Source organism: Sphingomonas sp. Leaf20 (assembly GCF_001421535.1).
GTDB lineage: Bacteria > Pseudomonadota > Alphaproteobacteria > Sphingomonadales > Sphingomonadaceae > Sphingomonas.
The window spans coordinates 131,828-151,980 of sequence record NZ_LMKN01000001.1; the positions used below are offsets into that span (position 1 = coordinate 131,828).

General features: G+C 67.0%; 19 protein-coding genes. 11 read left to right on the forward strand and 8 right to left on the reverse strand.

The window, feature by feature from the left end; all coding sequences use genetic code 11:
- The first annotated feature begins 35 nt into the window (after positions 1–35).
- Positions 36–3,470, forward strand: a complete 3,435-nt coding sequence (locus ASE72_RS00545) for an amidohydrolase family protein (protein ID WP_056015466.1) — start codon at positions 36–38, stop codon at positions 3,468–3,470.
- Between the two features lie 98 nt (positions 3,471–3,568).
- On the opposite strand, the gene ASE72_RS00550 is transcribed toward ASE72_RS00545, so the two are convergent.
- Positions 3,569–3,802, reverse strand: coding sequence for a hypothetical protein (locus ASE72_RS00550; RefSeq protein WP_156350030.1), 234 nt, complete (start codon positions 3,800–3,802; stop codon positions 3,569–3,571).
- Positions 3,803–4,112: 310 nt separating this feature from the next.
- On the opposite strand from ASE72_RS00550, the gene paoA reads away from it, so the two are divergent.
- The 4 genes from paoA (at position 4,113) to ASE72_RS00570 (ending at position 8,550) form a co-directional block, all read left to right on the forward strand.
- Entirely contained in the window at positions 4,113–4,754 is a 642-nt protein-coding gene (gene paoA / locus ASE72_RS00555; RefSeq protein WP_056015470.1) for an aldehyde dehydrogenase iron-sulfur subunit PaoA, read from the forward strand.
- Positions 4,751–5,701: an FAD binding domain-containing protein gene (locus tag ASE72_RS00560; RefSeq protein ID WP_056015472.1), complete on the forward strand. Its 951-nt coding sequence runs from the start codon at positions 4,751–4,753 to the stop codon at positions 5,699–5,701. The genes paoA and ASE72_RS00560 overlap by 4 nt, the downstream gene beginning before the upstream one ends.
- Before the next feature lie 5 nt (positions 5,702–5,706).
- Entirely contained in the window at positions 5,707–7,908 is a 2,202-nt protein-coding gene (gene paoC / locus ASE72_RS00565; RefSeq protein ID WP_056015474.1) for an aldehyde oxidoreductase molybdenum-binding subunit PaoC, read from the forward strand.
- Between the two features lie 117 nt (positions 7,909–8,025).
- Positions 8,026–8,550, forward strand: a complete 525-nt coding sequence (locus ASE72_RS00570; protein WP_056015476.1) for a gamma carbonic anhydrase family protein — start codon at positions 8,026–8,028, stop codon at positions 8,548–8,550.
- A gap of 40 nt (positions 8,551–8,590) precedes the next feature.
- Here ASE72_RS00570 and ASE72_RS00575 read toward each other — a convergent pair whose 3' ends face one another.
- On the reverse strand, positions 8,591–11,176 hold the full coding sequence (locus ASE72_RS00575; RefSeq protein WP_056015479.1) for a M1 family metallopeptidase: 2,586 nt from the start codon (positions 11,174–11,176) through the stop codon (positions 8,591–8,593).
- A 128-nt stretch (positions 11,177–11,304) separates the two neighbouring features.
- On the opposite strand from ASE72_RS00575, the gene ASE72_RS00580 reads away from it, so the two are divergent.
- A complete protein-coding gene (locus tag ASE72_RS00580; RefSeq protein WP_056018581.1) occupies positions 11,305–12,276 on the forward strand; it encodes an NAD(P)H-dependent flavin oxidoreductase in 972 nt (323 codons plus the stop codon).
- A gap of 3 nt (positions 12,277–12,279) precedes the next feature.
- Here ASE72_RS00580 and ASE72_RS00585 read toward each other — a convergent pair whose 3' ends face one another.
- Together ASE72_RS00585 and ASE72_RS00590 are read right to left on the reverse strand one after the other, a co-directional pair.
- Complete coding sequence (locus ASE72_RS00585) at positions 12,280–12,714, reverse strand: DUF1465 family protein (protein WP_235532175.1); 435 nt, start codon at positions 12,712–12,714, stop codon at positions 12,280–12,282.
- A gap of 187 nt (positions 12,715–12,901) precedes the next feature.
- Positions 12,902–13,099, reverse strand: coding sequence for a YdcH family protein (locus tag ASE72_RS00590; RefSeq protein ID WP_056015483.1), 198 nt, complete (start codon positions 13,097–13,099; stop codon positions 12,902–12,904).
- Positions 13,100–13,351: 252 nt separating this feature from the next.
- Here ASE72_RS00590 and ASE72_RS19485 point away from each other — a divergent pair, with 252 nt between their 5' ends.
- A complete protein-coding gene (locus ASE72_RS19485; protein ID WP_082445703.1) occupies positions 13,352–13,507 on the forward strand; it encodes a YdcH family protein in 156 nt (51 codons plus the stop codon).
- 135 nt (positions 13,508–13,642) lie between these two features.
- Here the strand turns inward: ASE72_RS19485 and ASE72_RS00595 are convergent, their stop codons facing one another.
- The 3 genes from ASE72_RS00595 to ASE72_RS19490 all read right to left on the reverse strand — a co-directional run bounded on the left by ASE72_RS00595 (position 13,643) and on the right by ASE72_RS19490 (position 15,823).
- Positions 13,643–14,098, reverse strand: coding sequence for a PilZ domain-containing protein (locus ASE72_RS00595; protein WP_082445704.1), 456 nt, complete (start codon positions 14,096–14,098; stop codon positions 13,643–13,645).
- A gap of 99 nt (positions 14,099–14,197) precedes the next feature.
- Complete coding sequence (dksA, locus tag ASE72_RS00600; protein WP_056015485.1) at positions 14,198–14,659, reverse strand: RNA polymerase-binding protein DksA; 462 nt, start codon at positions 14,657–14,659, stop codon at positions 14,198–14,200.
- 519 nt (positions 14,660–15,178) lie between these two features.
- On the reverse strand, positions 15,179–15,823 hold the full coding sequence (locus ASE72_RS19490; RefSeq protein ID WP_235532176.1) for a hypothetical protein: 645 nt from the start codon (positions 15,821–15,823) through the stop codon (positions 15,179–15,181).
- Between ASE72_RS19490 and ASE72_RS20040 the strand changes: the two genes are divergently transcribed.
- Positions 15,795–16,106, forward strand: a complete 312-nt coding sequence (locus ASE72_RS20040; RefSeq protein ID WP_156350032.1) for a hypothetical protein — start codon at positions 15,795–15,797, stop codon at positions 16,104–16,106. The two genes, ASE72_RS19490 and ASE72_RS20040, sit on opposite strands and share 29 nt — an antisense overlap.
- A gap of 80 nt (positions 16,107–16,186) precedes the next feature.
- Here the strand turns inward: ASE72_RS20040 and ASE72_RS00610 are convergent, their stop codons facing one another.
- Positions 16,187–16,627, reverse strand: a complete 441-nt coding sequence (locus ASE72_RS00610) for a host attachment family protein (RefSeq protein ID WP_056015489.1) — start codon at positions 16,625–16,627, stop codon at positions 16,187–16,189.
- Positions 16,628–16,757: 130 nt separating this feature from the next.
- Here ASE72_RS00610 and serS point away from each other — a divergent pair, with 130 nt between their 5' ends.
- From serS to ASE72_RS00625, 3 genes are read left to right on the forward strand one after another with little or no spacing between them, the layout of a single operon-like run.
- Positions 16,758–18,038, forward strand: coding sequence for a serine--tRNA ligase (gene serS / locus ASE72_RS00615; protein WP_056015491.1), 1,281 nt, complete (start codon positions 16,758–16,760; stop codon positions 18,036–18,038).
- Positions 18,038–18,802: a 5'/3'-nucleotidase SurE gene (gene surE / locus ASE72_RS00620; protein ID WP_056015493.1), complete on the forward strand. Its 765-nt coding sequence runs from the start codon at positions 18,038–18,040 to the stop codon at positions 18,800–18,802. Before serS ends, surE begins: the two co-directional genes overlap by 1 nt.
- 14 nt (positions 18,803–18,816) lie before the next feature.
- Positions 18,817–20,016 carry a peptidoglycan DD-metalloendopeptidase family protein gene (locus ASE72_RS00625; RefSeq protein WP_443024731.1) on the forward strand — a complete coding sequence of 400 codons (1,200 nt, stop codon included), beginning with the start codon at positions 18,817–18,819 and terminating at the stop codon, positions 20,014–20,016.
- The last annotated feature ends 137 nt before the right edge of the window (positions 20,017–20,153 follow it).

Sequence of the window (20,153 nt, forward strand, 5' to 3'; positions counted from 1 at the left end):
GCTAGACCCGTCGCAAACAGGGGGATCGCAGTACCGTGAAGCACCGCGCACTGACCGCACTCGCACTTTGTCTCGTCGCCGAACAGATTTCCGCCCAGAGCGCGCCGCCGCCCGCCGCCAAGCCCGTCGAACGGACACAGGCGCCCGAGGACAAGGCGACGGCACCGCTCGCGTCGCCCGCCGGCCCGCTCGCGACGCCGACGCCCGCCGCCACACCCGCACCTGACGCCGCGACGACGCCGTCGGCGACCGCGAAAAGCGACAAGAAGCCGCCAGCATGGGACGTCAACAAGCCCCGCGGCCTGCGTACGCGTGAGGTCAGGATGCAGGTCGACGAAGGCAGCTGGATGAACGTCGACGTCTCGCCCGACGGGCGGCTGATCGCGTTCGACCTGCTCGGCGACATCTACACGATGCCGATCGCGGGCGGCACGCCGACGCGCATCGCCGAGGGTCTCGCCTTCGAGCACCAGCCGCGCTTCTCGCCCGACGGCCGTCGCATCGCCTTCACCTCCGACCGTGGCGGCGGCGACAATATCTGGGTGATGAATGTCGACGGTGCCGACAAGCGACAGGTCACCAAGGAGGATTTCCGCCTGCTCAACCAGCCGAGCTGGAGCCCGGACGGCCGGTTCATCGCCGCCAAGAAGCATTTCACGACCGGCCGGTCGCTCGGCACCGGCGAGATCTGGCTGTACCACGTATCGGGCGGCGGCGGCGTCCAGCTCGTCAAGCGCGCGAGCGAACAGCTGCAGAAGGAGCTTGGCGAGCCGATCTACGCGCCCGACGGGAAGAGCATCTTCTATACGCGCAACGTCTCGCCCGGACCGATCTTCGAATATGCGCAGAACTCGCGCACCGACCTGTTCGACATCGAACGCTACGACATCGACAGCGGCGAGGTGACCACCGCGGTATCGGGCGTCGGTGGCTCGGTGCGCCCGACCCCGTCGCGCGACGGCAAGCGGATCGCGTTCGTCCGGCGCGAGAACAACATCACCAAATTATGGGTCAAGGATCTCGCCAGCGGGGTCGAGCGCGTCGTCTACGGTGCGCTTGATCGCGACGTTCAGGAGACATGGGCCGTCACCGGCGTCTATCCCGACATGGCATGGACGCCCGGCGACACCGCGATCGTGTTCTGGGCGGGCGGCAAGCTGCGCCGCGTCGCGCCCGACGGCTCGGGCGGCAGCGTCATCCCGTTCCGTATCGACGACACCCGCGTGATCGTCGACGCGGTCCACCCGCAGATCGCGGTCGCGCCCGATCGCGTCACGACGCGCATGCCGCGCTGGGCGACGGTTTCGCCCGATGGCCGGACCGTCGTCTTCGAGACGCTCGGCAAGCTGTGGACCAAGCCGGTTGCGGGCGGCACCGCGGTCCGCCTGACGCGGGGCTCCGACGAGCTCGAGCTGTTCCCGAGCTGGTCCCGCGACGGCCGCCAGATCGTCTTCGTCGGCTGGACCGATGCGGGGCTGGGCCAGATCCGGACGATCGCGGCGCGCGGCGGGTCGCCGCGGACCGTCACCACGCTGGCCGGGCACTATCGCCGGCCGCGATTCTCGCCCGACGCGCGGACGATCGTGTTCGAGCAGGGCGAGGGCGGCGGCCTGACCGCGGCACGCGGCAACCCCGGCAGCGGCGCCTACCGCGTCGCGGCGAGCGGCGGTGCGCCGGTCCGGATCGCCAAGGACGTCGCCGCGCCGCAATTCGGCCGGAGCGACGACCGCGTCTTCCTGATCGCGACCGACAAGGACAAGCGTCAGCTGGTCAGTACCGACCTCAGCGGCCAGGACCGGCGCGTCCACGCGTCGGGCGAACTCGTCAACGACTACCAGATCTCGCCGGCGGGCGATTACGTCGCGTTCCGCCAGAATTACGAGGCGTTCGTCATGCCATTGATCCCCGGCCGGCAGGCGGTCGAGGTCGATGCCAAGGGCGGCCCCCTGCCCGTCACGCGCGTCAGCGGCGATGGCGCCGACTTCATCAACTGGTCGAACGACGGCGCGCAGATCCACTGGAGCGCCGGCCCGACGCTTTACACCGCCACGACCGAAAGCCTGTTCCGTACGCAGCCGGTGCCGATCGGCGAGGAGGCGCCCAAGTTCGTCGCGCCGCGGACCGGCGTTTCGCTGTCTATGGAGGTCGCCGCCGACAAGGCGACCGGGACGACCGCGCTGACCGGCGCGCGTGTCGTGACGATGGCGCGCGGCGATGGCGGGATCATCGACGACGCGACGATCCTCATCCGCGGCGACCGCATCGTCGCGGTCGGACCGCGTGCATCGATCGCGATCCCGGCGGGCACCAGGACGATCGACGCGACGGGCAAGATCATCATCCCGGGGCTTGTCGATGCGCATGCGCACGGCCCCCAGGGTGACGACGAGATCGTGCCGCAGCAAAACTGGTCGGCGATGGCGAACCTCGCGATGGGGACGACGACGGTCCACGATCCGTCGTCGCGTTCGGCGGAAATCTTCCCCGCCGCCGAGATGCAGCAGACGGGCATGCTCCTCGCGCCCCGGACGTTCTCGACCGGGGAGATCGTCTATGGCGCGAAGGCGCCCGACGTCTACGCGCAGATCGACACCTATGAGGACGCGCTGGCGGTGATCCGCCGACTCAAGGCGCAGGGCGCGCACAGCGTGAAGAACTATAACCAGCCCCGCCGTGAACAGCGCCAGATGGTCGTTGCCGCCGCACAGGCGGAAAACATGGAGGTCGTGCCGGAGGGCGGGTCGCTGTTCACGCTCGACATGAGCCTCGTCCAGGACGGCAACGCGACCGTCGAGCACAACGTGCCGCTCGAGCATTTCTATGCCGACGTCGTGAACCTCTGGTCGCAGACGACGGTCGGCTACACACCGACGCTAGTGGTGGCCTATGGTGGCCCCGCGGGCGATCCGTACTGGCGCGCGCACAGCGACGTCTGGCGGCATCCGCTACTGTCGCGGCATGCGCCGCCCGCGCTGCTCGCGGCGCAGAATGCCCGCCGTGAGATCGCGCCCGAGGAGGATTATGTCGACGGCGCGACCGCGCGCGAGGCGGGCAAGCTTGCGGCAAAGGGTGTTCCCGTGGCGATCGGCGCGCATGGGCAGCAACCCGGGCTCGGCGCGCACTGGGAGCTGTGGAGCTTCGTCCGCGGCGGCTTCACGCCGATCGAGGCGTTGCGCGCGGGCACCATCGCGTCCGCGACGTCGCTCGGCTACGCCCGCGACGTCGGATCGCTCGAGCCCGGCAAGCTCGCCGATCTGGTCGTGCTCACCGCCGACCCGACGGTCGACATCCGCAACAGCGACAAGATCGCCCAGGTCATGCTCGGCGGGCGGCTATACGATGCCGCCACGCTGAACGAGACCGCCACCGGCACGCGCAAGCGGCTGCCTTACTGGTGGGAGGGCGGCAACGGCGGTGCGGACACCGGCGCCAAGATCACGGTCGGCCACGGCCATGGCGACATCGACTGACACGCTACGGCCCGCCGAACGCGACGCGCTCGGCGGGCATGCTCCCTCAAATCTTAAATGCCAGCCCGTAACCGTTGCGGGCGGCGCGGCGTGACGACCTAACCCGCCCGTCGCGATTTCGTGGCGGCAAGATCGGCCTGCGGCGCCGCGTCGGAGCGTGGTGGTGACCGATCGTCCACCATCATCGAGAGTTCTTGCTGGATCGTGCCGATGCAGTCGCTCACCTTCGCGCCGACCAGTGCATGCCCCCCCTCGTCAGCGATACGCAGCGACTCCTCGAGCAGGAACAGCATAGACCTCAACCGGGCAACAGTCTGCGCATAACCCTGCATTGCCAATCCCCTGCCCGTCATCATGACGCTGTTTATGCAAACGAGACTAGGACCATCCAAGGACTTTGCGAAGCGATTTCGCCACTGTAAAACCGTGCGAAATCCAGTGTTTGCGGTATCAGGCTACAACCGGCGCGGCACCGCCCGCCGATCGCATTTCGACCCCTCCGCGCCATTTTTCTGATAGCGCGCACGCGATCGACCGCCGTCGAATAAACTACGCCGTTTCAATATCTTCGAGCGAATTTTACGGCAAATGCAACCTACCGTCGGCCGAGCCGTTTGCGTGACAGGGAGCTTTGAAATCAGCATGACTAAAGACGATGGATTCGCCGTTTCGCGCCGCGGCGTGATTGCAGGCGGCGTTGCGACGGCGACTCTCGGCGGTACCGCGGTGAGTGCGCAGACGCAGCCCGCACAGCAGCCCGCCCCGACGACGATGCCGGTGACGTTCAAGGTGAACGGTCGCAACACGAAGATCGACGTCGACACGCGCACCACGCTGCTCGACGCGCTGCGCGAGACGATGCGGCTGACCGGAACCAAGAAGGGCTGCGATCACGGCCAGTGCGGCGCCTGCACGGTGATCGTCGAAGGCCGCCGCATCAACAGTTGCCTGACCCTGGCGGTGATGCACGAAGGCGACACGATCACGACGATCGAAGGGCTCGGGACGGAGGAAAAGCTTCACGCGATGCAGGCGGCGTTCGTCAAGCATGACGGCTATCAGTGCGGCTATTGCACGCCTGGCCAGATCTGCTCGGCGGTCGCAACGCTCGACGAGATCAAGAACGGCATCCCCAGCCACGCGACGTCCGACATCGCCGCGAAACCCGGCGTCACCACTGCGGAACTCAAGGAGCGCATGAGCGGCAACATCTGCCGTTGTGGCGCCTATTCGAACATCATCGACGCCATCCATGATGTCGCCGGTACGGAGCGCACGGCATGAAGGCGTTTACCTACGAACGCGCAAAGACCCCGACCGAGGCAGCCAGTGCCGCGGTGCGCAATCCCAGGGCCAAGTTCATCGCGGGCGGCACCAACCTGCTCGATCTGATGAAGCTGCAGATCGAGACGCCGCAGCATCTGATCGACGTCAACGGCCTCGGCCTCGACAAGATCACGCCGACCAGCGACGGCGGGCTGCGGGTCGGTGCGCTCGTCCGCAACACCGATCTCGCCGCGGACAGCCGCGTGCGGGCCGATTATGCCGTGCTCAGCCGCGCGCTCGTGTCGGGTGCGTCGGGCCAGTTGCGCAACAAGGCGACGACCGCGGGCAACCTGCTCCAGCGCACGCGCTGCCCCTATTTTTACGACACCACGAAGCCGTGCAACAAGCGCCAGCCCGGCACCGGTTGTGCGGCGATCGGCGGGTTCAATCGCAACCTCGCGATCATGGGAACGAGCGATGCGTGCATCGCCACGCACCCCAGCGACATGGCGGTCGCGATGCGCGTTCTCGATGCCACCGTCGAGACGGTCGATGCAGCAGGCAAGGCGCGCGCGATCCCGATCGCCGACTTCCACCGGCTTCCCGGCACGACGCCCAACATCGAGACCGCGCTGGCTCCCGGTGAACTGATCACCGCGGTCAGCTTGCCCAAGCCCATTGGCGGGACGCACATCTACCAGAAGGTCCGCGACCGCGCGTCCTACGCGTTCGCGCTGATCTCCGTCGCGGCGGTGATCCAGCCCGGCAATCGCGGCCGGCTTGCCTTTGGCGGGCTTGCGCACAAGCCCTGGCGTGTCGAGGCCGCAGAAGCGCAGCTGCCCGCGGGCGCAAAAGCCACGGCCGCCGCGGTGCTCGCCGGTGCGCGCACGACCTCACAAAATGCATTCAAGCTGCCACTGGTCGAGCGAACGATCGGTGCCGTGCTCGAAGAAGCGAAGGCCTGATCGCCATGAAGTTCGATACACCCGCAACGACCAACCCGATCGACCGCATGACCGTCGTCGGCAAGCCGATCGACCGGATCGACGGCAAGCGCAAGACCACGGGCACCGCGCGCTATGCCTATGAACGCAACGACGCCGCGCCCGACGCGGCCTATGGCTATATCGTCGGATCGGCGATCGCGAAGGGCCGGATCGACAGCATCGACGTGACCGACGCAAAGGCCGCACCCGGCGTGCTGGCGGTCGTGACGCACGAGAATGCGGGCAAGCTCGCCAAGGCCAAGGCGCATACCGCAAACATGCTCGCCGGCCCCAATGTCCAGCATTACGACCAGGCCGTCGCGATCGTCGTCGCCGAGACGTTCGAGCAGGCACGTGCGGCCGCCAAGCTCGTTCGCGTCGGCTATGGCCGCAGCAGCGGATCGTTCGACCTCGCGGCATCGCAGTCGAGCGCGGTCAAGCCCAAGGACGGGACGCCCGACACCGCCGTCGGCGACTTCGCCGGCGCGTTCGCCAAGGCCCCTGTCAAGCTCGATCAGCGCTACACGACGCCCGACCACAGCCATGCGATGATGGAACCGCATGCGACGATGGCCGCCTGGAAGGGCAGCAAGCTGACGCTGTGGACTTCGAACCAGATGCTCAACTGGGCGGTTCGCGACATGAGCGAGACGTTGCTGATCCCCAAGGAGGACATCCGCGTCCTGTCGCCGTTCGTCGGCGGCGGGTTCGGGTCGAAGCTGTGGATCCGCAGCGACGCGGTGATGGCCGCTCTGGCTTCGCGGGCGATCGGTGGTCGCGCGGTAAAGGTCGCGCTGACGCGTCCGCAGATAATGAACAACACCACGCACCGTCCGGCGACGATCCAACGCCTGCGGATCGGCGCGCAGAAGGACGGCAAGATCACCGCGATCGCGCACGAAAGCTGGTCGGGCGATCTCCCCGGCGGCGGGCCCGAGACGGCGGTAAACCAGACCCGGCTGCTCTATGCAGGCGCAAACCGGATGACCGCGACGCGGCTGTCGGTCCTCGACCTGCCCGAGGGCAATGCGATGCGCGCGCCGGGCGAGGCTGTCGGCCTGCTCGCGCTCGAAGTCGCGATGGACGAGCTTGCCGAGAAGCTGAAGATGGATCCGGTCCAGTTGCGGATTGTCAACGATACGCAGGTCGATCCGGAAAAGCCGACGCGCCAGTTCTCGCAGCGCGATCTCGTCGGGTGCCTCAAGACCGGCGCCGAGCGCTTCGGCTGGTCCAAGCGCAACCCTGTCCCCGGGCAGGTGCGCGAAGGCCGCTGGCTGATCGGCATGGGCATGGCATCGGCGTTTCGCGACAACGTCGCGATGAAGTCCGCGGCGCGCGTCGGGATCGACAAGAAGGGCGTCGTGACCGTCGCCACCGACATGACCGACATCGGTACCGGCAGCTACACGATCATCGCGCAGACGGCGGCCGAAATGATGGGCGTGCCCGTCGACAAGGTCGTCGTGCTCCTTGGCGACAGCAGCTTCCCCGTCTCGTCCGGGTCGGGCGGTCAGTGGGGCGGTAACAGCTCGACCGCCGGCGTGTACGCGGCGTGCAGCGCGCTGCGCGACAGCATCGCGCGCAAGCTGGGCTTCGATCCGGCCGCCGCGGTGTTCGAGGGCGGCAAGATCCGCGTCGGGGACCGCAGCGCCTCGATCGCCGACGCGGCGGGTGACGCCGGGCTGTCTGCGGAGGAGACGATCGAGTTCGGCGATCTGACCAAGACCTATGCGCAGGCGACCTTCGGCGCGCATTTCGTCGAAGTCGCGGTCGACTCGGCAACGGGCGAAGTGCGTGTACGCCGCATGGGTGGCGCGTTCGCCGCGGGGCGTATCCTCAACCCCAAATCCGCGCGCAGCCAGGTCATCGGCGCGATGACGATGGGCGTGGGCGCCGCGTTGATGGAAGACGCGATCGTCGACAAGCGGTTCGGCTATTTCGTCAATCACGACATGGCCGAATATCATGTCCCCGTTCATGCCGACGTGCCGCACCAGGACGTGTTCTTCATGGACGAGCTCGATGAGAAATCCTCACCGATGAAGGCCAAGGGCGTGGGCGAGCTTGGCATCTGCGGTGTCGGCGCGGCGGTTGCCAACGCGGTCTACAATGCCTGCGGCGTCCGCATCCGCGAATATCCGCTGACGCTCGACAAGGTGATCACGGGCATGCCGCAGGTCGCCTGACCTCCCTCGCCCGTGCCAACCCGACCGCCGTATCGCAGCCCCGTCGCCGACGGGCAGCGATACGGCGGTTTCGTTTTGATCGTCGGTACGGCAGGAGGGCGTTGAGGAGAAACCGGCATGCCCCTGTACGCGCTTGGCGATAAACGCCCGACCTGCCACCCCGGCGCCTGGATCGCCCCCAGCGCAGACGTCATCGCCGACGTCGTGCTCGGCGCCGACTCCAGCGTCTGGTTCGGGGCAGCGATCCGCGGCGACAATACGACCATCACGATCGGCGCGCGCAGCAACGTGCAGGAGGGCGCAGTGCTGCACTCGGACCACGGCGCGCCGCTGACCGTGGGGGAGGATTGCACGATCGGTCACCGCGCTATCCTGCACGGCTGCACGATCGGCGACGGAACGCTCATCGGCATGGGCGCGATCATCCTCAATCGTGCGGTGATCGGCGAGAACTGCATCGTCGGCGCCGGAGCGCTGGTAACAGAGGGCAAGGTCTTTCCCGCCGGCAGCCTGATCGTCGGCAGCCCGGCGCGCTTCGTTCGCGCGCTCGACGACGCCGCGATCGCGCTGCTCGCCGTGTCGGCACGGCACTATGTCGACAAGGCGCGCGCCTGTGCGTCGGGATTGACCCCGATCGCGTGACGCCCCCGGTCCGGCCTGGACCGGACCGGGGGCTGATCGCTTATTGCGCCACCCATTTCGAGACGGCCGGCTGCAACTGCGCAGCCGCCGCCTTGCGGACCGCGATTGCGGACAGCGACCGCGTCACCCCACCCCGCGACGAGGCGGCCAGATATTTGTCCGCATAGGCCGTGATCTTGCCCGGCATCGCCGGATCGTTCGACCCTGCACCCAGCCCGACGATATACCCCGCGCGCGAGCTGTCCTCGATGAACCCGTCGACGAGCGTCCGGTTCGCGACCGCCCAGTCGAATGCGAGATCGGGATGCGCACCCGCCACCGCACGCAGCAGGCCGGCCTTTTGCGGCGCACTGATCGTATCGGTCTTGAGCAGGTCGAGCGCACGGCCGGCGATCGCGGGATTCCGCGCGGCACCCAGCAACGACACGAACCGGTTCTTGGCGACCGGGTTCTTCTCCGCCCTGGTCAGCGCGAGCAGCGCGTCCCATTCCGCCGGTGTCGCGTTCACCGCATAGGTCGACAGGATCGGCTGGCGGATCGACGGCGGGATCGCGGTGGGATTGGTTGCGAGCGCCGCGACATAGCGCCGCGCGCGGTCGGCGACACCGGTGTCGCCGTTGACGCCGAGCCGCCCGACGAGCGTCTCGCGCAGGTTGCTCGTCAGCGGCGATTCGCCCGGTTTCGGCTCGAACCCGATCTGCGCCAGCACCGGCGAGAGGATCTTCACCGACCGCGCGCGCAGCGGCGCCTCGAGCGGCGTCTTGTCGTACAGCCCGGTGATCCGCCCAAGCGCGCCTGCGACCGAAGACCATTCGAGCGGATCCGACGCCGGCCCGACCTTGGCCATCACATCGAAATAGCGCGACAGGTCCTGATAGCCGCCCGCCGCGAGCGCGAAATCGTCGCCGAGCGTCCCCAGCCGGTCCGCCAGGTCGAGCTTCGCATAATCGCGGACGATCGCGGCATGCCCCGCCTCGTCGTACATCACGCGCGTATAGCTGCCCTTGCCGCGGTTCAGCACCACCGTACCGCATCCCTTGATCGTGACGTTCGACGGCGCGGTACCCGTCACGATCGTCGACGTCTGCGCGCCGCCGAGCGTCCCGACCACAAGCGGAACGTGCCACGTCTGCGGCACGCGCGAAGCGGCGTCGAGGCCGAACCGCCCCTGCGTCATCGTCGCCGTCGTCGTGCCGCCCGCGCAGCGCGCGCCGGTCATCGTCACCAGCGGCACCCCGCCCTGCAGCGTGAAGTCGTGCGCGATCTCGGCAACGGGCTTCCCGGCGGCGGCGGACAATTCGGCCCAGAGCTGCTCGGTGACGGTGTTGCCGTATTTATACTTGGCCATGTAGCTGCGGATGCCCTTGCGGAACACGTCGGGCCCGAGCGTCGATTCGAGCATGCCGATGACGGCCTGCCCCTTCGAATAGGTGATGCCGTCGAACGCCTCGCCGATCTGGTCGACCGTCTCGATCTTGCGGATGATCGGATGCGTCGCGGCGGTCGCATCGATCCCCATCGCCCCCTCGCGCTCGCCCGAGACCGCGGCGGCCTCGGACTTCCACGCCGGCACCAGATCGGCACTCGACTTGCCCTCCATCCACGATGCGAAGCCCTCGTTCAGCCAGAGGTCGTCCCACCATGCCATCGTCACCAGGTCGCCGAACCACTGGTGCGCCATCTCGTGCGCGACGACGGTATAGATGCGCTGGCGGCCACTCTCCGTCGCCCGCTTGGGATCGAACAGCAGCTCGTTCTCGAAATAGAAGATCGCGCCCCAATTCTCCATCGCACCAAAGAACTGGCTCGACCCCGGACCCGCGATCATGTCCATCTTGGGGAGCGGGTAAGGCTGGCCGAAATAGTCGTTGTAATAGGCAAGCAGCGTCTTTGCCGAGGCCAGCGCATAGTCGCCCTGATCGACGACACCCTTGCGGCTGATGATGCCGATCTCGACATTGCCCGCCATCGCGGTCTTGCGTTCCATGTCGCCCATGCCGAGGAACAGCAGATAGCTCGACATCAACGGCGTCTCGGCGAACCGGTAGAGCTGCGTTCCGTCGGCCTGTTTCGTGATCGCGCTTGCCGGCATGTTGGAGAAGGCGAGCTGCTGCCCCGGCGCGACCGCGGACAGGCGGAACTTCGCCTTGAATGCGGGTTCGTCCCACATCGGCGCGAAGCGGCGCGCGTCGGGCGCCTCGAACTGCGTCGCGAGCATCCGCGACGACGAGCCATCGGTATTGGTATAGTCGATCGCAAACAGCCCCGCCGCCGACTGGTTGATCTTGCCCGTCCACGCGAACGAAAGCGTGTGCCGCCCGACGCTTGCCGCCTTGGGCAGCGTCACCGTCAGCAGCTGTGCCGCCGCGTCGGTCTTCACGCTCGCCGGGCGCCCGTCGAACGTCGCGGTACCGATGGTGAGATCGGCGGCATTGAGCTGGATCGTCTGCGTCGCCTGTTTCACGTCGATCGTCACGCTCTCGGTACCCGTGAAGGTCATCGCCTTCGCATCGGGACGGATCTGGATATCGTACACCAGCGGAACGACGGTGCGGGGCAACTGGCCGGCGGCAAGCGCGGGCGCGGAAACAGTCAGCCCGAGCAGGGCGGCAACGGCGGGTTTCATGAAAGGGGACGCTCCGTAAGTCGTGATGTCATGGGTGTACGCCTTTGCTGACACAGCGCAATTCCGCGCGAAAAATACGCCTGCGCTGACCGCTGGCATTGCCGTTTCGGGTGCGCTATGAAATCGCCATGACCGTACCCGCCATTCTAAAGAGCCTCCGCCTGCCCGTCATCGGGTCTCCGCTGTTCATCATTTCCGGGCCGGAACTGGTGATCGCGCAGTGCAAGGCGGGGATCGTCGGATCATTCCCGGCCCTCAATGCGCGCCCGCAGACGATGCTCGACGAATGGCTGCACCGGATCACCGAGGAACTCAGCGCGCATAATCGCGCGCACCCCGAACGCCCTGCCGCACCGTTCGCGGTCAACCAGATCGTCCACAAGTCGAACGACCGGCTCGAGCGCGATCTGGAGACCTGCGCGAAATGGCAGGTGCCGATCATCATCACCTCGCTCGGCGCGCGCGAGGATCTCAATACCGCGGTGCATGGCTGGGGCGGCATCACGCTGCACGACGTGATCGACGACCGGTTCGCGCGCAAGGCGATCGAGAAGGGTGCGGATGGCCTGATCGCGGTCGCGGCGGGCGCGGGCGGTCACGCGGGACGTCTGTCGCCGTTCGCGATCATCCAGGAGATACGCCAGTGGTTCGACGGACCGCTCGCGCTGTCGGGATCGATCGCGACGGGCGACGCGGTGCTTGCGGCGCAGGCGATGGGTGCCGACTTCGGCTATATCGGATCGCCGTTCATCGCCACGACCGAGGCGAATGCGGATCCCGCCTACAAGGCCGGGATCGTCGAGGGCCGGGCGGCGGACATCGTCTATTCGAACCTCTTCACGGGCGTTCACGGCAATTACCTGCGCGCCTCGATCGTCGCGGCGGGGATGGACCCGGACGCCCTGCCCGAGGGCGATCTCAAGACGATGAACTTCGGTGCCGGCGCGAATGGCGAGGGTGGATCCAAGCCCAAAGCGTGGAAGGACATCTGGGGATCGGGTCAGGGGATCGGTGCGGTCACTGCGGTGGAAAGCGTCGCCGATCGCGTCGATCGGCTCGAGCGCGAATATCGCGCTGCCAGAGCCCGCCTCGCGCTCTAGCGATCAGAGCGCCAGACCCAGACGTATCTGCATCGACAGCGCGGGGCTGGTCGCGCGCGCCGGCGTCAACAGCGCCTGCTCGATATGCGACAGGCGGCGATGCAGGTCGATGCTCGCCTCGACAAGCCCGCGCGCCTTCGTCGGCAATGCGTCGAGCATCGCCTCCTCGGTCCTCGCGGCCGTGCCGAGCCGGTGCGACGGCTTCGCCGCGTCGTCCGCGTTGATCTCGCCCGCGAGCACGGCCTTCTGCGTGAGCAGCCACGCGATCACGTGCATCAGCCGGGTCGTCAGCTTGAGCGATTCACAACTGAACGCCACCCGCACGAACGGATCCAGACCACCGCGGTCGCCTCGGTCGGGCTCGTCGAAATAGCTGCGCGCCTCATCGGCCAGCAGCATCGCCTCTTCGTACAGCGCGTCGATCAGTCTTCGGTGCAAGGGTGCGTGATGCGGTCCACGAATCATCGAAGACGAGTGGCACGGCCTCGCGGCGTCGCCCACGCCGAAAACCAGCGCCTGCGCGGCGACTGTCCCGAAAAGATTCGTTTGACGGGGAAAATGGTAAAAAAGTCTTAATTCATTTGAGGGGCATGCGATTCGCGGCGCCGCCCCGTGGCGAGTGTGCTCAGGCGATGATGTCGGGAATCAGCTGATCCTCGAACGCCGCGATCTCATCGCGCAGCCGCAGTTTGCGCTTCTTGAGCCGCGCGATCTGAAGCTGATCGGGCACCACATTGCCCCAGAGCGCGGCAATCGCCGCGTCGAGATCGCGGTGCTCGGTCCTGATCTCGCCGAGACGAACCTTGATCTGCGCCTCATCCACCATAATCACCCCGGCCCGCCCTGCTGCTCCAGCGCCTTTAGCAAATGCCCCCGGCTTCGCGAGCATCAAAAATCGCGCGCGACGGTCTTCGGCAAGGCCTTCGGCCTGCGTGCCGACCGCTTTTGCACGAATCTCGGCCCGTCCCTCGAAACCGGTCGGCCAATCGATTTCATCAACCTTCGTTAAAGACTTTTTACGAGGTGGGTGGTTTACTCGGTTCCCCAACACGAATGCAGAAGGAGCTTTTCCACCATGCAGACGACGCACCAGGCTGCGCTGGAAACCAAGCACGAGATGCTCGATCGCCGGATTTCCGAGGAGATCCACAGGCCCATGCCCGACGCCCTGGCGCTTGCAGGATTGAAGAAGCAGAAATTGCGTCTGAAGGAAGAGATTGCCGGCCTATAATAGTTGACTTCGCGCGGGTAATCGAACCGCCCACCCGGCGGTTTGATCACTCGCTCGAACGACGCGACATGCAGGCCACGCGGTCTGCATGTCGTGGCATCCCTCCGGTCGCCTTCCCCCTCAAGACCGGAGGGATTAGCGTCCTCGTGGCGCGCGAAACACGATCGGCTTGGCGAATGTCGGCGTCGTTGCCCCCGCCCCCACCGGTTTACGCGCCTTTTTCGGGTCGATCGGCGCATCGAGCGCGATCCCCATCCGCCCCTCGGTGCACCATGCGATCCGGCCGGCGACCTCGCCGATCCCGCGGATATCGAGCATCACTGCGGTATCGACCGCGAGCGCACGATCGAACTCGATCATCATCCCGCCCTCGGACAGGTTCCTGATACGGACGTCATGCGCCTCGGTCGCCAAACCGATCCGCATCGATGCGCTCAGCAGCAGGCTGTCGCGCGAACGTCGCTGTTCGCCGGGACCCGCACCCTGTGCCTGCGCCGCCGCGACGGCCTCGACGCCATCGACCAGACGATGGTCGACGTCGTCAGCGGCGGGACGGTCAAAGCCCAGGCGTTCGTCGTTGATCTTGTCCATGCCCAGTCTCGCGCCCTGTCATTCCGTCGTCTGTTCGAACGGCGCGTATACCAAAAGCGTTACGGACTGCCTATCCGCGAACGACAGCCGCCGGGACGATCAGTCTTCCCGCGAGATTTTCTCGTTCCGCTCGTGCCGCTCCTGCGCCTCGACCGTCATCGTCGCGATCGGCCGCGCTTCGAGCCGCGCGAGGCTGATCGGTTCGCCGGTCACTTCGCAATAGCCATATTCGCCATCGTCGATTCGACGCAGCGCTGCCTCGATCTTCGATACCAGTTTACGCTGGCGGTCGCGGGTGCGCAGTTCGATCGACCAGTCGGTCTCGCTCGACGCGCGATCCGTCAGATCGGCCTCGCGCAGCGAGTCGACCTGCAACTGCGACAGCGTTTCCTGCGATTCCCGGAGGATCGCATCGCGCCATTGCTGCAACTTCTGACGAAAATAGGCCTGCTGACGCAGGTTCATGAACGGCTCTTCGCCGTCGGGTCGATAGCCATCGGCATCATTGGCCGCCGATTGGCTGGAACTGGTCTCGTCTACGCGATTCATTACCGTTGCCATACCACTCTCCCTCAGGCCCGTTCGGTCGGAAAGTCCGGACCGTCGGGGCCACCCCCAAATGGTGAATGCGCCTATAGTCTCACCCGCCCGGCACCACAAGCGATCCACCTTGCGCATCGATGGAGTTCGACGACAGATTATTGCGCCATGTTGTATTGCGGTTACACATGGCGGAGATCGTTCCGAAATGGACCGATTGTTCCGCTCCATTCAGCGTCACGGATTGTCCCGCACCGGCACGACGCCCGCCAATTTGTCGCATGACTTATCGCACCCGCTCGCTTAATTCTTTCACGGCTTGGGTATGATCTTGCGCTTAACGGTTTGTTTTGCGCTGCGGTGATAGTGACGGTGCCAGAGTGCCGTGAAGACGGGATCCGACGCCTCGTACGCGTCGGCAACGAAAGAGTGACCTATGTCGGTGCGGATGGCGTTGGCCAAATTATGTGCATGTGCGTGCGGTGGCGCTGTCATCGGCGGTGGCGCAGTCCATGTCGCCGAGCGCCCGAAGCGTGAGATCTACGCCAAGACACAGACCAAGACGCATATGACCAAGCGCGTCGTCCGCCGGCAGGTCGCATCGACGACGCGTCCCCGCGTCCGTCGCGTCGTCCGGACCACGACAAGCACCGCCTGCGCGCCGACCGTCGTGACGGTCGCCAATGCAGCACCGGTGCCCGTTCCGCTCAGCGACGGCTTTGTCGGCGGCGGCGGTGGCGGCGCGCCCGCGGTGATCGGCGGCGGCGGCTTTTTCGGCGGCGGCGGTCTTGGCGGCGGCTTTGGCGGCGGCGGTTTCTTCGGCGGCGGCAGCTCGGGGTCGAGCGGCAGCATCGTCATCTCGTCGACGTCGAGCGGCGGGTCCACGAGCACGGGCGGCGGCTCCTCGAGCACGAGCGGTGGCTCGTCGAGCACCAGCGGCGGATCGACGTCGAGCGGAAACGTCAGCAGCACCTCCTCCACCGGCGGGTCGTCGACCAGCACGGGCGGCGCGAGCGTCTCGAGCACGTCGTCCTCCGCGAGCGGCGGCAGCAGCGGCAACGTCTCGTCGTCGTCGAGCGGCAATGTTTCCTCCTCGTCGAGCGGCAACGTTTCCTCCTCGTCGAGTGGCAACGTGTCGTCGTCGTCGAGCGGGAACGTGTCGTCCTCGTCGAGCTCGAGCGGCAATGTTGCCTCATCGACCAGCTCGAGCGGCAACGTCTCGTCGAACAGCAGCGGATCGACGTCGACCTCGTCGTCGTCGAGTTACGGGTCGAGCAGCAAGGGCTGGAGCAGCAACGGCGGCTGGAGCTCGAATGGCGGCTGGCACGGCTCCAACGGCAGCAATGGCGGGACCGGATCGAATGGCGGGTCGCCCGCACCGGTCCCCGCGCCGCCGATGGTCCTGCTGTTCGGCGCCGCCGCCGCGGCATTGATCGCGCGCAAGCGGTTCTCCAAACCGACCGCCTGACCTGTCAGGTACGCACTACACGGAAAAGAGCTCGCGGACGACGATCCACGAGCCCTTTTTCATACGATCGCTACCCGGCCTCAGGCGTTCTTGAGCGCGGTCTCGATATCCGCGATCGGGTGGCCCGTCAGGTCCTTGGCGAGTTCGCCCGCCAGACGGTTCTGCACTTCCTTGTGGTAATGCTTGCGCATCTCGCCGAGCGTCTTCGGCGGCGCGACCACGATCAGCGAGTCATAGTCGTTCTGGAGCGCACGTGTCTTGAGGACGTCAGCCGCCTCGGCAGCGAACCGGTCCTCCTCGAGCTGGTGGAAATCGGTCGGCTCGACCGAACTCTGCGCGGCGCCCTGGGGCGAGGAGGCGCGGCCGGCCGAGTCGGTCGCCTGATTGCGCGTCGCGGGGTTCTCCTGCTCGACCGCCTGTTCGACGACCAGGTTCGGATAGGCGGCATCGCCTTCGTTGCGCAGGAACAGCATCTTGCGGCCGTCCACGACCAGGACGACGGAATTGTGCGGAAGCTCCACGGGCGTTCTCCTTGATTTGCCTGCTACGACGATAACGCCCTGGATCATGGCCCGGTTGCGCCGATCCGCCGAGCGGGTCGGTTACGGGGGCGACTTGCGCCGACATACGCGTCTCGGCATAGCCCGGGCCATGCATGATATCCGCCTCATCCGTGAAAATCCCGCCGCTTTCGACGCCGCGCTCGCGCGCCGCGGCGCCGCGCCCGTCTCCGCCGCGCTTGTCGCGATCGACGAACGCCGCCGCGCGACGATCGCGGAGGCGCAGACCGCGCAAACGCGTCGCAACGAGCTGTCCAAGGCGATCGGCCAGGCGAAGGCACAGAAGGACGAGCCGCGCGCGCAGGCGCTGATGGCCGAGGTGGCCGCGCTCAAAGCTGCGTTGCCGACGCTCGAAGCCGACGAGGCCGCGCTGACCGCGGAGCTCGATAGCGCGCTCGCGGCGATCCCCAACCTTCCCGCCCCCGAAGTCCCCGAAGGCACGGATGAGACGGGCAACGTCCTGATCCACGCGCGCGGCACCAAGACCGATTTCGGCTTCCCCCCGCGCGAGCATGATCTGATCGGCCCCGCGATCGGTCTCGACTTCGAGACGGGTGTCGCGATGTCGGGCGCCCGGTTCACGCTGGTGCGCGGACCCGCCGCACGGCTCCAGCGCGCGCTTGGCCAGTTCATGCTCGATCGCCTGACCCGCGACCACGGGTTCGAGGAGGTCGCGCCGCCGCTGCTGGTACGCGACGAGGCGGTTTTCGGCACCGGACAGCTGCCCAAATTCGCCGAGGACCTGTTCCGCACCACCGACGGTCGCTGGCTGATCCCGACCGCGGAGGTCAGCCTGACCAATATCGTGCGCGAACGGATCCTGAGCGAAGGCGAGCTGCCGCTGCGGTTCGCCGCACTGACCCCCTGCTTCCGTTCGGAGGCGGGATCGGCTGGCCGCGATACGCGCGGCTATATCCGTCAGCACCAGTTCGACAAGGTCGAGATGGTCGCGATCGTCACCCCGGACTCGTCGGACGCCGAGCATGAGCGCATGACCCAGTGTGCCGAAGGTGTCCTCGACGCGCTGCAGCTTCCGTTCAGGCGCATGCTTCTATGCGGCGGCGATATGGGTTTTACCGCATCACGCACCTATGATCTCGAGGTCTGGCTTCCCGGCCAGGATCAGTATCGCGAGATCTCGAGCGTTTCGACCTGCACCGACTTCCAGGCGCGCCGGATGAACGCGCGCTATCGCCCCGAGGGCGAGAAGAGCCCGCGGTTCGTCCACACGCTCAACGGATCGAGCCTCGCGGTCGGTCGCACGCTCGTCGCGGTCCTCGAAAATTACCAGCAGGCCGATGGATCGGTGGCGGTACCCGAGGTGCTGCAGCCGTATCTCGGTGGGCTTACGATGCTCGAGGCGCGGCGCTGATGCGCATTCTCCTCACCAACGACGACGGCTATCATGCCTCGGGACTGAAGGTGCTCGAGGCGATCGCGGCGACCTTGTCGGACGATGTCTGGGTCGTCGCGCCTGCGGACGAGCAGTCGGGCGCAGGCCATTCGCTGACGCTGTCGCGGCCGCTTCGCGTGCGCAAGTTCGGGGAGAAGCGCTACGCGGTCGCCGGCACGCCGACCGATGCGGTGATGATGGCGCTTGCGAGGATCATGAAGGACAGCCCACCCGACCTGATCCTGTCCGGGGTCAACCGCGGCGCGAACCTGGCGGAGGACGTCACCTATTCGGGGACCGTCTCGGCGGCGATGGAGGGTGCGCTCGCGGGCGTCCGGTCGATCGCGCTCAGCCAGGTCTACAGCCGGGAAGGCATGGGGGACAGTGTGCCGTTCGAGGCCGCCGCCGCGTGGGGCGAACGCGTGCTGCGCCCGTTGCTCGACGCGCCGCTCGCGCCGCGGACGCTGGTCAACGTCAACTTCCCCGTCGGCGCCGCGGACAAGGTGAAGGGGATCCGCGTCGTCAGCCAGGGGTTGCGCGATTACGGCCGGCTGAAGATCGTCACCAACACCGACCCCCGCGGCTACGACTATCACTGGTTCTCGCTCAGCGGCACCGCCGAGACACCGATGCGCGCCACCGATCTGGAAGCGGTGATGGACGGCTATATCTCGGTCACGCCGCTTCATCTCGACCTCACGCATGGCGAATCGCTGGACATGCTCGGGCAAGCCTACGCGTGAAGCGCGGCGCCGTGATCCTGGGCACGGCGCTCGCGGTTGCCGGTTGTATCCCGAGCGTCGATGCGCCGGTGCTGCGCGACGAGGCCCCGGCGCGTGCCCCGGCGGAACGCATCCAGCGACTGCCGCCATCCGACGACGATCGGGATCGCCGGTCCGAGGCCCAATCCGAGCGCCGGACCGAAAGGGGCGACTTCGATCGCGCCGATACGCGCCGGCGTCCTGAACAGCGCCGCACCATTGACCGCAGTCCACCACCCTATCGGCCCACCGATCGCGAGCGCAGCGACAGCGAGCAGGTCTCCACCCTCCCCGCGCCGCGCCCCGCGTGGGAGGCGAGCCCGGTGGTCGCAGACGCGCGCACGGTGGACGACTCGACCTATCTTGTCCGCCCGGGCGATTCGCTGCGGCTCGTCGCCGAGCGCACCGGGGTCAGCAGCGACGCGATCGCGCGCGCCAACCAGATCGACCCGCCCTTCACGATCCGCACGGGCGAACGCCTCACGATCCCCGGCGGCCGCTATCACCTCGTCCGCCGGGGGGAGACCGGCATCGCGATCGCGCGGGCTTACGGTGTCGAATGGTCGCGCATCGTCACCGCGAACGCGCTCCTCGAACCCTATGTGCTGCGCGCGGGTCAGCGGATCGCGATCCCTGCGCCGCCGGGCGGCACCAGCCTCGCCGATCGTGCGGCCGCGTTCACGCTCGACGTCGACGACATCCTGACCGGCGGCGAGCCCGCGCTCGCGAGCAACCAGGCACCGGTGAAACCGACCGCGACGCCGAGGCGCGTCCTGCCCCCGAGCGCGGTCGTCACTGCGCCTGCCCGTCTCGCGGGCGGCAGCTTCCTCTGGCCGGTCGATGGCCGCGTCGTGAAGCGGTTCGGCCACGGCGCGAGCGGCGAGCGCAACGACGGGATCAAGATCGCCATCCCGGTCGCGACGCCGATCCGCGCGACCGCGGACGGCGTCGTCGCCTATGTCGGCGATGGAATCGCCGCGCTCGGCGGGCTGGTAATCGTCAAGCACGGCGGTGGCTGGACCAGCGTCTACGGCCACGCCTCCAAGCTGATGGTCCAGCGCGGCCAGAGCGTGAAGCGCGGCCAGACGGTCGCGCTGTCCGGCGATACCGGCTTCGCGGATCGTCCCGAGCTCCACTTCGAACTGCGCAAGGGACGCACGCCGGTCGATCCGACCACGCAGCTGCCGCGGCTGTAACCAGCGCACGTCGCGGCAGACGGACCTCACTTAGTATCCGTCATCCTGACGAAGGTCAGGATCCAGGGTTACAGGCCCCGGCGCTGATGGCTCTGGATCCTGACCTTCGTCAGGATGACGGCTCGCGGTAACGATGA

Coding starts and splice junctions, on each gene's coding strand:
- ASE72_RS00550 (WP_156350030.1), bottom strand. CDS start 3,802: ATGCAGGGTTATGCGCAGACTGTTGCCCGGTTGAGGTCTATGCTGTTC.
- paoA (WP_056015470.1), top strand. CDS start 4,113: ATGACTAAAGACGATGGATTCGCCGTTTCGCGCCGCGGCGTGATTGCA.
- ASE72_RS00560 (WP_056015472.1), top strand. CDS start 4,751: ATGAAGGCGTTTACCTACGAACGCGCAAAGACCCCGACCGAGGCAGCC.
- paoC (WP_056015474.1), top strand. CDS start 5,707: ATGAAGTTCGATACACCCGCAACGACCAACCCGATCGACCGCATGACC.
- ASE72_RS00570 (WP_056015476.1), top strand. CDS start 8,026: ATGCCCCTGTACGCGCTTGGCGATAAACGCCCGACCTGCCACCCCGGC.
- ASE72_RS00575 (WP_056015479.1), bottom strand. CDS start 11,176: ATGAAACCCGCCGTTGCCGCCCTGCTCGGGCTGACTGTTTCCGCGCCC.
- ASE72_RS00580 (WP_056018581.1), top strand. CDS start 11,305: ATGACCGTACCCGCCATTCTAAAGAGCCTCCGCCTGCCCGTCATCGGG.
- ASE72_RS19485 (WP_082445703.1), top strand. CDS start 13,352: ATGCAGACGACGCACCAGGCTGCGCTGGAAACCAAGCACGAGATGCTC.
- ASE72_RS00595 (WP_082445704.1), bottom strand. CDS start 14,098: ATGGACAAGATCAACGACGAACGCCTGGGCTTTGACCGTCCCGCCGCT.
- dksA (WP_056015485.1), bottom strand. CDS start 14,659: ATGGCAACGGTAATGAATCGCGTAGACGAGACCAGTTCCAGCCAATCG.
- serS (WP_056015491.1), top strand. CDS start 16,758: ATGCATGATATCCGCCTCATCCGTGAAAATCCCGCCGCTTTCGACGCC.
- surE (WP_056015493.1), top strand. CDS start 18,038: ATGCGCATTCTCCTCACCAACGACGACGGCTATCATGCCTCGGGACTG.